Source organism: Nocardioides sp. zg-1230, from assembly GCF_013155335.1.
Taxonomy (GTDB): domain Bacteria; phylum Actinomycetota; class Actinomycetes; order Propionibacteriales; family Nocardioidaceae; genus Nocardioides.
Genome location: NZ_JABJQZ010000001.1, coordinates 808,019 through 822,012, shown reverse-complemented (window position 1 = coordinate 822,012; position 13,994 = coordinate 808,019). Strand labels below are relative to the sequence as shown.

The following is a 13,994-nucleotide window of genomic DNA, read 5'->3' as shown; positions in this document are numbered from 1 at the left end:
CCCGCGCCGCGTCACTAGGTTGGGTGGTCCACCTGCATGTCGCCTCGGGAGGAGACCAGCGATGTCCGTCGTGCTCAACCCCTACCTCAACTTCGCCGACGGGAAGGCCCGCGAGGCGATGGAGTTCTACGCCTCGGTGCTCGGCGGCGAGCCGACCTTCATGACCTTCGGCGACATGGGCACCGAGGGCCCGCTCGCCGAGCAGGTCATGCACGGCCAGCTCGAGACGCCCGACGGCTTCACCCTGATGGGCGCCGACGCGCCGCCGGAGTTCGTCGAGGTGACCTTCGGCGACAACGTGTCGGTCAGCATCGCGGGTGACGACGCGGAGAAGATGCGGCGCTGGTTCGATGCCCTCAGCGAGGGTGCGCAGGCCGTCACGACGCCGCTCGGCACGCAGCCCTGGGGCGACGTCTTCGGGTCCTTCAAGGACCGCTACGGCATCAGCTGGCTGTTCAACATCGCCGGAGACGCCGGGTCCTGACGCGTGCCCGACCTCGTCCCGTGGCGGGCCGACCCGCCCCCTGCCCGCGTGCACGCCGGCACGGTCCGCGCCGACCGGCTCCGGGTGCGCGCCGACTACCCGATCACGGGCGTCGCGCTCGTCCTGCTGGTCCTGCAGGCGGTGTTCCTCCTCCCGGTCTTCTGGCAGCTCGACGTGACGACGCTCGCCGTGCCGGCGCTGCTCGCGGTCAACGCCCTCGGCTTCGCCGGGCTCTGGGCGCTGCGGGAGCGAGCCCGGCGCGACGTCGGCCGGCTGGAGTCGTCGTACGGCGACAGCGAGCGCGACGGGGTCACCCGCGACCCGTCGCTCGTCGGCCTGCTCGCCGTCTCCCGGGAGCGGCACGAGGCGATCCGCGAGGAGTGGACCCGCGCCGTGACCGACCCGCTCGCGCTGCACACCTCGACCGCGTCCACCGACGTCTCCGACCCGGACACCGCGGCCTTCCTCGAGTCCTACGCCGCCCTCGAGGACCTCCTCGCCGCCCACCCCGACGGCCTGCCCCCCGAGCTGGTCGCGGTCTACGGCCAGGACGTGCGCGAGTGCCGCCGGCTCTGGGACGCCGCCCGGGCGACCGCCTGAGGTCCCCACCGCCCGGCGGGCCCGCCAGCCTCCCGGGGGCGGGGGTAGTCCAGTGGGTCCTGGTCGTCCGGCTCGGTAGTCCAGTGGGTTCTGGTCGTCCGGGAACCCGATCGACAGCCGCAATCCACTGGACTACCCCCGCTGGCGCCGGGCGCGCGACCACCTGCGGCGGATTGCGGCGGGTGGAGGTTCAGGCCTCCCAGGCCGGGCCCTGCCCGCCGACCCGCTCGACGAGGCGGCGCCCGACGTGCCCGGCGTTGGCGAGGCGTACGTCGTCGGGGACCGGGGGCAGGTTCTCCTCCCAGTCGAGCAGGCAGGACCCGCGCAGCTGTCCCATGCGGGCCGGGCGGCCGAAGAAGAACGGGTGCGCGTGGGCGCCGCCGTCGCCGTACCGCCCGATGTGGCAGCGCCCGACGCTCGGCAGCTCCTCGACCGCAGCCGTGACCCGCACCATCAGCACGCCCATCTCGGCCGCCATGTCGTCGGGCAGGTCGGCGATGTCGAAGTGCTCGACCGGCCGCAGGATCAGTGAGACCGGCAGCTTCATGTCGAGCGTGACGAGCAGCCAGCGCTGGTTGCGCCAGGCGATCCGGGCGGCGCGCTCGGGCGGCATCGGCTGCCGGCAGAAGCAGTCGGCCGGGTCCTCGCCCTCGCGGGGCGGCTCGGCGTCCTGCAGCGGCTCGAGCGGCTTGATCCGCAGGCCGTCGGGCTCGAACGGGAAGATGTCCCACCCGGGCATCTCCTCGATCGCCACGGGCAGCCGGCCCTCGGCGTCGGTCGCGGCGGCGACGCGGGCGTGGAACTCTTCAGCGGTCTCGAGGCGGCTCATGCGCCGAGTCAACCAGCAGCCGGCCTCACCAGGGGGCGGGCTGGTAGTCCTTCAGGAAGCAGCCATAGATGTCCTCGCCCTGCTCGCCGAGCACGATCGGGTCGTAGACCCTCGCGGCACCGTCGACCAGGTCGAGCGGCGCGTGCCAGCCCTCGGCGGCGATCCGGAGCTTCTCGTGGTGCGGCCGCTCGTCGGTGATCCAGCCGGTGTCGACGGCGGTCATGAGGATGCTGTCGGTCTCGAACATCTCCCCCGACGACGTGCGGGTCATCATGTTGAGCGCGGCCTTGGCCATGTTGGTGTGCGGGTGGCCGGCACCCTTGTAGCGACGACCACCGAACTGCCCCTCCATCGCCGAGACGTTGACGATGTAGGCGCGGCGGGCGCCGTTCTGCACGGCCGCCCGCAGCGAGGGCCGCAACCGGGAGTTGATCAGGAACGGCGCGATCGAGTTGCAGAACTGCACCTCGAGGAGCTCCAGCGGATCGACCTCGTCGAGCACCTGCGTCCACGAGTTGTTGTCCTGGATGTCGGGGATCAGGCCGCCCGCGTCGATCGCCGTGCCCGCCAGGTGCGCGTCCAGGGAGGCGCCCCCGGCCTTGAGGGCGAGGGCGGTCAGCGACGCGGCGTTGTGCGCGGCGAGCGCGTGCTCGGCGGACTCGCCGTCGTGGTGGGCGACCGCGGTCGAGGACAGTGCGCCGGCGATCGCGGCCGGGTGCGCCTCGGAGATCCGGTCGAAGGTGACCATCTCCGGCAGTGCGGTCACCCCGAGGGACTCGGCGGTCGGCAGTGGTGCGGCCTCGCCGTCGATCAGGTGCGAGTACGCGCCCGGCAGGCGTCGTACGGTCTGGCAGGCGTTGTTGATGATGATGTCGAGCGGCCCGTCGGCAGCGACGTCGTCGGTGAGGGAGATGACCTGCGTGGGGTCGCGCAGGTCGATGCCGACGACCTTGAGCCGGTGCAGCCAGTCGGCCGCGTCCTCCATCGCCGCGAACCGACGTACGGCGTCCTTGGGGAAGCGGGTCGTGATCGTGGTGTGCGCGCCGTCGCGGAGCAGGCGCAGTGCGATGTACATCCCGATCTTGGCGCGGCCGCCGGTGAGCAGCGCGCGCTTGCCGGTGAGGTCGGTGCGCTGGTCGCGCTTGGCGTGGCTCATCGCCGCGCAGGTGGGGCACAGCCAGTGGTAGAACGCGTCGACGAGGGTGAAGTCCTGCTTGCAGATGTAGCACCCGCGTGCGGTGATGAGCTCGCCGGCGAAGGCGCCCGCCGCGTTGGAGACCAGCGGGATGCCGGCGGTCTCGTCGTCGATCCGCATCGGTGAGCCGGTGGCGGTCTTCGCGATGATGTCGAGGTCGTGCTGCAGCCGCTCCATCCGGATCTCGGCACGGCGCTGCTTCTTGATGAGCTTGTACATGGAGGACGCCGCGCGCTTCATGGTGCGTACGTCGTCGTGGTCCGGCGGGAGTGCCGCCACGTCCTGCAGGACCTCGAGCGCGATCGCCAGCTTGTCGGGGTCGATGCCGTGCTCGGCCGAGCGGTGCTGCTGCTGTGTCACGGGGAGGAGGGTACGGCGCTGCGGCGCCCGGTCCCCAAAGCGCGGAGCCCCCGCCACGCGGGCGGACGGCCCGGTCAGGCCTCGCGGGCCGGGGATCCGTTGATGCGCACCCGGTCGGCGCGCATGCCGTGCTCGACGCCCCACAGCACCGCCCGCGAGCGCGAGTCGACGTCGATCTTGCGGTAGGCCGAGCGGATGTAGGACTTGATGGAGTTGAGCGACAGCAGGGTGCGCTCGGCGATCTCCTGGTTGCTCAGGCCCATGGTGATCAGCGACAGCACCTCGGCCTCGCGCGCGGTGAGGCCCTCCTCGCGCCCGGGCCAGTCGCCGCCGACGAGCGGCGAGCGTCCCCGCGAGGGCGAGACGACGAGCTGTCCCGAGGAGATCGCGGTCACGGCGTCGACCAGGCGGGCGGCGGGCAGGCTCTTGGACAGGTAGCCGCGGACGCCCTGGCTGAGGGTGTCGCGGGTCAGCCACGGCTGGAAGTTCCACGTGTAGACCGCGACGGAGCGGACCTGCGGGCTCTCGACGAGGTGGCGTACGGCGGGACCGTTGCCCTGGCCCATCCCGAACGTGTCGTAGAGGGCGACGTCGACCGGCTGCGCGACGGGCTTGCCGGCCACCAGCTCGACCACCTCGACGCGGTGGCCGTAGCTGCGCATCATCGCGTCGAGGCCGCGGACGACGACCTCGTCGTCGTTGACCAGCGCGACTCGAATGACCATGGGCTCAACGTACTGCTGTTTGCGCGACTTGGACCCGGCGTTCCACCGAGTTGACACGATCCTGAGGCAACGGCGCGCAGCGATCCCACCCCTGCGGCGGGTCGTGCCGGCGGTGCTCAGCCGGGTCAGGAGCCGGGTCAGGGGCAGCAGGGGTCGAAGCGGAAGCCGACGCCCCGGATGGTGCGGATCCACTGGTTGCTGCCGGCGGCGCTGCGGAGCTTGCGGCGCAGGTTGGCCAGGTGCACGTCGACGACGTGGGTGCTGTCGGGGACGAAGTCGCTCGCCCACACGGCCCGCATCAGCTCCTCGCGGGGGACCACGACCCCAGGGTGGCCCACGAGGTGGGCGAGCAGATCGAACTCGGTGCGGGTCAGGTCGACCTCCCGGCCGGACACCAGCACCTCGCGCGACCCGCGGTTGAGCGTCAGGTCGCTGCAGCCCTCGGAGCTGGTCGGGGCGAAGTCGGGGACGGGCTCGGATGTCGGCGCCGGCGCAGCCGCCGCGGGGCCCTGGTGGCTGCTGCGCGGACGCCGGAAGAGGGCGGCCACCCGGGCCTGCAGCTCGCGCATGGAGAACGGCTTGACCAGGTAGTCGTCGGCGCCGACCTCGAGCCCGATGAGGCGGTCCACCTCGGCGGTGCGGCCGCTGACGACGATGACGTAGCAGTCGCTGACCGTGCGGATCTGCCGGCAGACCTCGACCCCGTCGATGTCGGGCAGGGTGAGGTCGAGCGTGACCAGGTCGGGACGCGCCTCACCGATGAGCGTGAGCGCCTCGGTCCCGGTGCGCGCGACGGTGACGTCGAACCCGGCCTGGTCGAGGAGCTTGGAGATGGCGTCGCCGACGTCGTGGTCGTCCTCGACGACCACGGCTGTCCGTGCGTTCATCATCCGTGTGCTCCCCAGTTGACCGTTCACCTACCCTGCCGCGCCCGGCCTGAAACCGGGTGGGCACGGTCGGTGCTCCCCGCCTGCCGACGATGCTAGGCGGCGGCAGGTGGGGAGCGTGGTCGAACCGGGCGCAGCACCCCCCTACGAGGGGGTCACGCGTCCCGTCGGAGCGTCAGAAGTCCAGGCCCCGGGCCCAGTCCTCCGAGTCGATCCGGGCGACGAGGTAGGGACCCCCGCCGGCACGACGGTCCTGCTCCTCGCCCTCGCGGTCCATCCGGTAGCCGATGCCGCGGATCGTGTGGATCCAGGTGGCGTCGGAGTGACGGCGCAGCTTGCCGCGCAGGTTGGCCACGTGCACGTCCACCAGGTGGTGGTCGTGGGTGAGCGCGCTGCTCCAGATCGCGAGCACCATCTCCTCGCGGGTGCACACCCGCGACAGGTGCGTCGCGAGGTATTCCAGGACGTCGTACTCGATGCGGGTCAGGTCGACGATCGTGCCGTCGACCTGCACCTCGCGCCGGGCGGAGTTGATCACCAGCCCCGCACCCGCGGAGATCGTGGTCGGCTCGTCCACCGGCTGGGCCGGGCTCGGGACCTGCGGGCTGCGGCCGTTGGCCGACTCGTCCGCCGCCGTCGCGGTGCGAGGACGCCGGAACAGCGCGGCCACGCGGGCGCGCAGCTCGCGCGGCGAGAACGGCTTGAGGACGAAGTCGTCCGCCCCGACCTCGAGGCCGATCAGCTTGTCGACCTCGTCGGACCGCGCGGACACGATCACGATGTAGCAGTCGCTGGTCTCGCGGATGCGGCGGCACACCTCGATGCCGTCCATGTGCGGCAGCGTCAGGTCGAGCGTGACCAGGTCGGGCGGATCGGCTGCCGCCGCGCTCACCGCCTGTCGTCCGTCCGGCGCCGAGGTGACACGGAAGCCCGCCCCCTCGAGGGTCTCCACCAGCGCTGACGAGATGTCCGGATCGTCCTCGACGACCAATGCATGTAGCTCTTGCACGTCAAACCCCCACAGTTCGAAGGCAAGGGCCCCACGCCCTCGCCGTGACACCGCCCGAACGGCGTCGCTCGATGCTAATGCCATCAACGGCACAGAACTAGGAGAGGTCTGAGGCGCGAACGGGCTGTCTAGACCGGCCGAATTGACGGAATCTGCGGCGGGAAATGCGTCGCGGTGCGCTTTCCCCGGCTCAGGTGAGGTCCATCGCGCGATTGACCCAGACGTGGTCGACGACCATCCCGACTCGTTCGTACATCGGCAGCGCTCCCGTGCGCGAGTCGGTGCTGAGCTCGCAGGTGCGGGTGCCGTGCTCGCGGCCGCGGGCGAAGGAGTCGACGAGCAGGGCCTGGGCGATCCCGCGATTGCGCTGGTCGCGCCGCACCGCGAGCCGGCTGACGTACGCCGTCGCGCCGTCGTCGGAGACCAGGACGAGCGAGACGCCGACCACCTCGTCGCGGCCGTCGACGGCGACGCGCAGGTTCCACGGCTCGAAGCCGGGCCGTCCGAGCGTGGCCGCCTCGAAGTCGTCGTACGGCTCCCTCTCGCGCACGGACCACTCGAGGAACGCGTCCTCGAGGACGTCGTGCGCGGGTCGCAGATCGTCGGGTCGGGCGGTGCGGATCGCGTAGCCGTCCGGCAGGTCGCGCTCGGGGATGGTCGCCCCCTCCGGCAGCCGGAGCACCCAGCTGGTCCACCTCACGTGGAAGCCGAGCTGCTCCATCAGCCGGTCGCCGGCGGAGCCCTGCGGCATCGGCATGCCGACCACTGTCGAGCCGAGGCTGCGTCCCCGGTCCTGGAGCCAGTGCGCGAGCCAGGTGCCGATGCCGCGACCGCGGTGACTGGGCAGCACCGCCGTGTCGGCGCGGTCGGCGCCCATCAGCTCGGCGTACGCCACCAGGGTGTCGGCGTCCCAGACGCCCACCGACCGCGCCTCGAGGTCGTGGCTGGGCTTGGCCCAGTCGGCGACGATGTCGGCCTCCTCGATGGCGACCTGCCCGGTGTCCTCGAGCTCCTGGGCGACCATCAACCGGTGGACGGCGCCGGCGTCGGACTTCTGCAGCGGTCGCGTGGTGAGCCCCTCGGGCAGGACCGGCTTCGCGTCTGGTGTCGCGTCTGGTGTCGCTTCTGGCATGGAAGGAGTGTGCTTGCTCACGTAGGGCCTTGTCGCGCCTTTATCGGGCGCCGGGGAATGTCGCCTGCACGCCTGAGGCCCTACCGTGGCAACGTGAGTGATGAGCAGCCCGTAGCACCTGAGCAGACCTTCTCCGACCTCGGCCTCGCGCCGGAGGTCCTCAAGGCGTTGTCGGACGTCGGCTACGAGACCCCCTCGCAGATCCAGGCCCTCACCATCCCGCCGCTCCTCGAGGGGCGCCACGTCGTCGGCCTCGCGCAGACCGGCACCGGCAAGACGGCCGCGTTCGCCCTGCCGATCCTGTCGCAGCTCGCCCTCTCCCAGAAGACCCCGCAGGCCCTCGTCCTCGCGCCCACCCGCGAGCTCGCGCTCCAGGTGTCTGAGGCGTTCGAGAAGTACGCCGCCCACATGAAGGGCGTGCGCGTGCTTCCCATCTACGGCGGCCAGGGCTACGGCGTCCAGCTCTCCGCGCTGCGTCGTGGCGTGCACGTCGTCGTCGGCACGCCCGGTCGCATCATGGACCACCTCGAGAAGGGCACGCTCGACCTGTCCGAGCTGCGCTTCCTGGTCCTCGACGAGGCCGACGAGATGCTCAAGATGGGCTTCGCCGAGGACGTCGAGACGATCCTCGCCGACACCCCGGACGACAAGCACGTGGCGCTGTTCTCCGCGACGATGCCGGCGCAGATCCGCCGCATCTCCAAGAAGTACCTCGCGGACCCGGTCGAGATCACGGTCAAGAACAAGACGACGACCTCCTCCACGATCACCCAGCGCTACCTGATCGTGTCCTACCCGCAGAAGGTCGACGCCCTCACGCGCATCCTCGAGGTCGAGAACTTCGAGGGGATGATCGTCTTCGTCCGCACCAAGAACGAGACCGAGACGCTCGCCGAGAAGCTGCGGGCCCGCGGCTACTCCGCGATGGCGATCAACGGCGACGTCGCCCAGGTGCAGCGCGAGCGCACCGTCAACCAGCTCAAGGCCGGCAAGCTCGACATCCTCGTCGCCACCGACGTCGCCGCTCGTGGGCTCGACGTCGAGCGCATCAGCCACGTCGTCAACTACGACATCCCGACCGACACCGAGTCCTACGTCCACCGCATCGGCCGCACCGGCCGTGCCGGTCGCTCGGGCGACTCGATCGCCTTCGTCACGCCGCGCGAGCGTCACCTGCTCCGCGCGATCGAGAAGGCCACCCGCCAGCCGCTGACCCAGATGCAGCTGCCGACCGTCGACGACGTCAACGCCACCCGCCTCACCCGCTTCGACGACCAGATCACCCAGGCGCTGACCCAGCCCGAGCGGATCGACTTCTTCCGTGACGTCGTCTCTCACTACGTCAGCGAGCACGACGTGGCCGAGGTCGACGTCGCCGCCGCCCTCGCCGCGGTGATGCACGGCGAGCAGCCGCTGCTCCTGGACCCCGAGCCCGAGCCGCGCACCCGCTCCTTCGAGGAGCGCTCGAGCCACGGCGGCAAGGCCGACCGGGCACCGCGCGAGTCGCGCAGCGGGCAGCCGATGGCGGCGTACCGCATCGAGGTCGGCAAGCGGCACAAGGTCGAGCCGCGCCAGATCGTCGGCGCGCTCGCCAACGAGGGCGGGCTCTCGCGCGGCGACTTCGGCTACATCTCGATCAAGCCGGACTTCTCGGTCGTCGAGCTCCCCGCCGACCTGCCGCCCGGCACCCTCGACCGGCTGTCCGGCACCCGCATCTCCGGCAAGCTCATCGAGATCAAGCCCGACAAGGGCCCCTATCGCGGCCGGCCCGGCGGTGGGCACGGCGGCAAGGCCGGCGGGCACCGCAAGGGCGGCGGCTACCAGGGCAAGAACCCGCGCTGACCGGGCGATCCCTCGCGTTGAAACGCGGCGACCGGGCACCTCCTTCAGAAGGAAGTGCCCGGTCGGTCGTTCCTGACGCGAGGAAGTGCCCCGTCAAACTGCTCAGCGCGAGGAAGGGGGGAGCTCGCCTGGGTCAGGCGTTGCGGATCGCCGAGACGTCGAACTCGAGCTTGATCTTCTCGGAGACGAGGACGCCGCCGGTCTCGAGCGCGGCGTTCCAGGTGAGGCCCCAGTCCTTGCGGTTCACGGTGACGTCGCCCTCGAAGCCCACGCGGGTGTTGCCGAAGGGGTCGACGGCCGAGCCGGTCTGCTCGAACTCGATCGTGACGGCCTTGGTGACGTCCTTGATGGTGAGGTCGCCGGTGATCTCCCAGTCGTCGCCGTCGCGCTCGACCTTGGTCGAGGTGAAGGTGATGGTGGGGTACTTCTCGGCGTCGAAGAAGTCGGCGGACTTGAGGTGGCCGTCGCGGTCGGCGCTGCCGGTCTCCACGGACGCGACCTGGATGGTGAGGTCGACCTTGGAGGCGGACGGGTTCGCCTCGTCGATGCGGGCGGTGCCCTCGAAGGCGCCGAACTGGCCGCGGACCTTGGTCACCATGGCGTGGCGCGCGACGAAGCCGAGGCGGCTGTGGCTCGTGTCGATCGTGTAGTCGCCGGTGATGTCGTCGATGGCGGTGGTGGGGGCGTCGAAACCGGTCGTCATGGGTGCTCCTGGAGTTCTCGGTGGGGTTGGTAGAACTTTCAACCACCATAACGGAGAGCCCCTGAGGTTCATTCCCGGCGTCCGCGATTTTCCGGCCACAGAGCGCAAAATGCGCACGAGCCACGCCCCGGTGGGGCGTGGCTCGTGCGAAGTGACCTGGGTCAGGCGGCTCGGGTGGCGGCTGTGTTGACGGCCGTCCAACGTGCCTCCATGCGGGTGCGACCCGACGCATCCGTGACGGAGACCCAGGTGCACACCGGCGCGCCGGTCATCGACTGCTTGCTCATACGACACCTCCCGTTCACCTTGTGTTCACCAAAGGTAGCACGTCCCCACTGGCGCACCAACGTTTCGCTGGGATGCGGCCCTTGATCCCCACCTCCGGGCATCCAGCCCGGGTCAAGGCGGGCCCCTTCCCCCACCTGTGACAGGAGAGGTGGCACCGGGAGGGCCCCGCCTGGGTTCAGAGGCGGGTTCTGCCCGAATTCGGGCAAGAAGTTGCCCATCGTCGGGCTGTCGGCCCATCATCGTCCGGTGCCGGACCCCGCCCTCGTCGCCCATGTCGTCGCCACGACGTCGCTGACGCCGGGGGAGGCCGCCCGGGTCATCGAGGACGTGATCGCCTTCCACGCCCAGTCGGTGGAGGACTACGTCCGGGCCCGCCACGCGAGCCTCAAGACGTACGGCGCCAAGAACCCCGAGATCTTCGCGCGCATCGCCGAGGAGCTCGCCCAGCGCGTCGTGGCCGCCCCGGAGCTCTCCGAGCGGCAGCTGCGACGCATCGTCTACGGATAGATCAACGGACAGGAAGCAACCAACATGTGTGGAATCGTCGGCTACATCGGCCGTCAGGAGGCGGCCCCGGTCGTCCTCGAGGGGCTGACCCGGCTCGAGCACCGCGGCTACGACTCCGCGGGCGTGGCCGTCCTCGGCAACCGGGGGATCCGGGTGGCCAAGCAGGCCGGTCGCGTGCGTGACCTCGGTGACGCGCTGCCCAAGAGGTTCGCCGGCGCGACCGGCATCGGCCACACCCGCTGGGCCACCCACGGGCCGGCCACCGACGCCAACGCCCACCCCCACACCGACGAGGCCGGCCGGGTCGCGGTCGTGCACAACGGCATCATCGACAACTCCGCTGCGCTGCGCGCCGAGCTGACCGACGCAGGTGTCGAGCTGGCCAGCGACACCGACACCGAGGTGCTCGCCCACCTCGTCGCCCGCAGTGACGCCGACACCCTGGAGGGCAAGGTCCGCGACGCCCTCGGCGCGGTGGTCGGGACGTACGGGCTCGCCGTGCTCCACGCCGACTTCCCCGACCGCATCGTCGCCGCCCGCAACGGCAGCCCGCTGCTCGTGGGCGTCGGTGACAAGGAGATGTACGTCGCCTCCGACCTCGCCGCGATCGTGCGCCACACCACGACCGTGGCGGTCCTCGACGACGGCGAGCTGGCCACCGTGACCGCCGCAGGTTTCAGCACGATGCGCCACCGCGACCTCGTCGCGACCGGCAAGACGGCCGCGCAGCTCGACGTCGACGCGGCGTCGTACGAGGCGGGCGAGCACGAGTCGTTCATGCGCAAGGAGATCCTGGAGCAGCCGACCACGGCCCAGGCGGTGCTGCGCGGGCGGCTCGACGAGCGCTTCGGCACCGCGCACCTCGGCGGTCTCGACATGGACGCCCGCGAGCTGCGGGCGGTGCGCCGCGTCAAGATCCTCGGCTGCGGCTCGGCCTACTACGTCGGCCAGATGGGCGCCGCGCTGATCGAGGAGCTGGCCCGGATCCCGGCCGACGCCGAGGCCGCCAGCGAGTTCCGCTACCGCGACCCGGTGATCGAGCCCGACACCCTCTACGTCGCCGTGAGCCAGTCCGGCGAGACCATCGACACCCTGCTCGCCGTCCAGGAGGTACGCCGCAAGGGCGGGCGCTGCGTCGGCCTGGTGAACGTCGTCGGGTCGGCGATCGCCCGCGAGTGCGACGGCGGGATCTACCTCCACGCCGGGCCGGAGGTCGCGGTGGCCAGCACGAAGGCGCTGACCAACATGTTCCTCGCCTTCGCGCTGCTCGCCCTGCAGCTGGGCCGGGTCCGGGACCTGTCGATCGCCGACGGCAAGCGCCTCGTCGCCGGGCTCGAGAAGCTGCCCGGGCAGATCGAGGAGGTGCTCGCCGGCGAGGCCGACCTCGTCGAGGTCGCCAAGGACCTGGCGGAGGCGCGCAGCCTGTTCTTCATCGGGCGCGTGCGGGGCTTCCCGGTGGCGCGCGAGGGCGCGCAGAAGTTCAAGGAGATCAGCTACCGCCACGCCGAGGCCTACCAGACCTCCGAGCTCAAGCACGGGCCGCTCGCGCTGATCGACCCCGAGGTGCCGACGGTCGCGCTGGTGCCCCACGACGAGCTGGCCGAGCGCAACGTCGGCGCGCTGCACGAGATCGAGGCGCGCAAGGGCCCGCTCGTGGTGATCACGCACGAGGACGTCGACCTCGGGGAGGTCAGCGCCCGCCGGATCGTCGTACCGCGCAACGAGCCCGAGCTCGACCCGATCCTGCTCAACGTCCCGCTCCAGCTGCTGGCCTACCACGCGGCGCAGCACCTCGGTCACGACATCGACAAGCCACGCAACCTGGCCAAGTCGGTCACCGTCGAGTGAGCCGGAAGCCCGCGACGAAGGCCTGAAATGGACTGGGCGCCCCTTGCCGCATGGGGTCGGCAAGGGGCGCGCCGTGGAGAACCTTCCCACCCGGTCCACGTCCTGTCCGTGGATCGCTGCAACTACTGACGGATTTTGCTGTCGGCTGCATCACGCCCGTCGGGTCAGGGCTGCGGGGCATCCTTGGTGACGGTCAGGTCGAGGCTGCCGGTGGCGCCCGGAGGAACGGCGAGGACCGCGACCGCGGGGTTGGCGAAGGCGTCGAAGGGCAGCGGCGACGTCGGTCGCGCCGGGCTCAGCGTGAAGGCGTTGGGGGTCGCGTCGATGGCGAAGCAGTCGTCGAACAGACCGGGGTTGCACGGGCCGTAGCCGCTGACGGCCCTGACCCGCCAGTCCACCAGCATCGACACGTTGGCGAGGGTGATCGTCGCCCCCGACCCGCCGGCGGCGTCCTTCGGGACCTCGGGCAGGTCGCCGACGACCCATCGACCGGGGGTGGTGACGGCGTACGACACGGCGGGGCCGTCGACAGTGGCAGGCAGTGCGCGGGCGGCGCTGCGGACCCGCACCGAGACGTCGGTGTCGTCCCCGGGGCTGATCGGGAGGGAGACGACGTAGGTGCCGGCGGCGGGGAGCTGGGTCACCATGCAGCTGCCCGGGGTGGACCCGGGGCACTCGACCTGCACGGCGGGGAGGAAGTACTCGACCGGCGAGGACTGCTCGGCCGGTCCGACGTTGTACATCCGGTGCTGGTAGGCCGCCTGGCCCGTCGTCGCCGACGTGATCTCGGCGTAGACCCACTGGCCCGCGGTGCCTGTGAACGACAGGCGCGCGTAGCGACCGGCGGGGACGATCGTCGGCGACCCGTCCACCGCCACGGTGCGCACGGTGGACGTGCTGAGCGACACCTCGGTCCGGGGCTCGACCTCGACGAACCAGCGCCCGATGAGGCTGGCGACGTCGACCCCGGACGCGCCGGAGGCACCCGGCACGGCGAACCCGAGATCACCGGGTGCCACGTCACGGGTCGTCGACCGGTCGGGCCGGATCAGGGCCAGTCGGCCGCCGCCTCCCAGGTGGGCGCGCTCGTCGGCGAGGACCCGGAACGGTATGAGGTGGGTGACGCGGGCGCTCCGACCCGAAGTGACCGGGTCGTCGGTGGTGAGGCGGTCCTGCCGCACGACCTTGCGGACCTGGAGGCGGACCCTGGCCTTCTCCTGATTGCGGCATGGCTTGTTGATCGCGGTGTAGCTCGCGGTGCGGGGCAGGCGCCAGTAGCCCTGCGCCCACGGCTTCACGGTCTTCCCGCCGCGGCGCAGGATCCGGCCGCCGCACTGCTCGGCGGCGTCGACGCGGGCGAGGTTGACCAGCTGGCCCTTGCGGCCCTCGAAGGTCAGCCGCACCTTGTGCGCGGTCGTGGCGCGGACCGGCTTGTGGCCCAGCTTCACCATCCGCGTCTTGGTGGCGGCAGCGCGCTGGTCCGCAGCGGGTGCGGCCTGCGCGGTGAGCGCCTGCGCGGGCAGGAGCAGGGCGAGCGCGACGACGCAGCCCCCGAGACGACGAAGCATGGGATCCCCCGATCAGG

The 13,994-nt window shown here is 71.3% G+C and carries 13 protein-coding genes; 5 read left to right on the top strand and 8 right to left on the bottom strand.

Translation table 11 applies throughout. The features are described 5' to 3' along the window. The first annotated feature begins 61 nt into the window (after positions 1-61). Both HOO61_RS03945 and HOO61_RS03940 read left to right on the top strand, forming a co-directional pair. Positions 62-484, top strand: a complete 423-nt coding sequence (locus HOO61_RS03945; protein ID WP_172257112.1) for a VOC family protein — start codon at positions 62-64, stop codon at positions 482-484. Between the two features lie 3 nt (positions 485-487). Further along, positions 488-1,084 (top strand): hypothetical protein, encoded by a 597-nt coding sequence (locus tag HOO61_RS03940; protein WP_172257111.1) that lies wholly within the window; start codon positions 488-490, stop codon positions 1,082-1,084. Between the two features lie 190 nt (positions 1,085-1,274). Here the strand turns inward: HOO61_RS03940 and HOO61_RS03935 are convergent, their stop codons facing one another. From HOO61_RS03935 to HOO61_RS03910, 6 genes are all read right to left on the bottom strand, one after another. Then, positions 1,275-1,913 carry a hypothetical protein gene (locus tag HOO61_RS03935; protein ID WP_172257110.1) on the bottom strand — a complete coding sequence of 213 codons (639 nt, stop codon included), beginning with the start codon at positions 1,911-1,913 and terminating at the stop codon, positions 1,275-1,277. Between the two features lie 25 nt (positions 1,914-1,938). Next, the gene (locus tag HOO61_RS03930; RefSeq protein ID WP_172257109.1) at positions 1,939-3,468 is read right to left on the bottom strand and encodes an SDR family NAD(P)-dependent oxidoreductase; all 1,530 of its coding nucleotides are present in this window, start codon (positions 3,466-3,468) and stop codon (positions 1,939-1,941) included. A gap of 74 nt (positions 3,469-3,542) precedes the next feature. Continuing rightward, on the bottom strand, positions 3,543-4,193 hold the full coding sequence (locus tag HOO61_RS03925; RefSeq protein WP_172257108.1) for a response regulator transcription factor: 651 nt from the start codon (positions 4,191-4,193) through the stop codon (positions 3,543-3,545). Positions 4,194-4,330: 137 nt separating this feature from the next. Then, a complete protein-coding gene (locus HOO61_RS03920) occupies positions 4,331-5,080 on the bottom strand; it encodes a response regulator transcription factor (RefSeq protein WP_172257107.1) in 750 nt (249 codons plus the stop codon). 175 nt (positions 5,081-5,255) lie between these two features. Beyond that, positions 5,256-6,089: a response regulator transcription factor gene (locus HOO61_RS03915; protein ID WP_216658535.1), complete on the bottom strand. Its 834-nt coding sequence runs from the start codon at positions 6,087-6,089 to the stop codon at positions 5,256-5,258. Between the two features lie 190 nt (positions 6,090-6,279). Beyond that, the gene (locus HOO61_RS03910) at positions 6,280-7,221 is read right to left on the bottom strand and encodes a GNAT family N-acetyltransferase (RefSeq protein ID WP_172257105.1); all 942 of its coding nucleotides are present in this window, start codon (positions 7,219-7,221) and stop codon (positions 6,280-6,282) included. Positions 7,222-7,314: 93 nt separating this feature from the next. Between HOO61_RS03910 and HOO61_RS03905 the strand changes: the two genes are divergently transcribed. After that, positions 7,315-9,063: a DEAD/DEAH box helicase gene (locus tag HOO61_RS03905; RefSeq protein ID WP_367650015.1), complete on the top strand. Its 1,749-nt coding sequence runs from the start codon at positions 7,315-7,317 to the stop codon at positions 9,061-9,063. A 133-nt stretch (positions 9,064-9,196) separates the two neighbouring features. Here the strand turns inward: HOO61_RS03905 and HOO61_RS03900 are convergent, their stop codons facing one another. Then, positions 9,197-9,766 carry a YceI family protein gene (locus tag HOO61_RS03900; RefSeq protein ID WP_172257101.1) on the bottom strand — a complete coding sequence of 190 codons (570 nt, stop codon included), beginning with the start codon at positions 9,764-9,766 and terminating at the stop codon, positions 9,197-9,199. Positions 9,767-10,300: 534 nt separating this feature from the next. Here HOO61_RS03900 and HOO61_RS03895 point away from each other — a divergent pair. Further along, complete coding sequence (locus HOO61_RS03895; protein WP_172257099.1) at positions 10,301-10,561, top strand: hypothetical protein; 261 nt, start codon at positions 10,301-10,303, stop codon at positions 10,559-10,561. A gap of 24 nt (positions 10,562-10,585) precedes the next feature. Next, positions 10,586-12,409, top strand: coding sequence for a glutamine--fructose-6-phosphate transaminase (isomerizing) (glmS, locus tag HOO61_RS03890; RefSeq protein WP_172257097.1), 1,824 nt, complete (start codon positions 10,586-10,588; stop codon positions 12,407-12,409). 164 nt (positions 12,410-12,573) lie between these two features. Here the strand turns inward: glmS and HOO61_RS03885 are convergent, their stop codons facing one another. Next, a complete protein-coding gene (locus tag HOO61_RS03885) occupies positions 12,574-13,977 on the bottom strand; it encodes a hypothetical protein (protein ID WP_172257095.1) in 1,404 nt (467 codons plus the stop codon). Positions 13,978-13,994 lie beyond the last annotated feature (17 nt).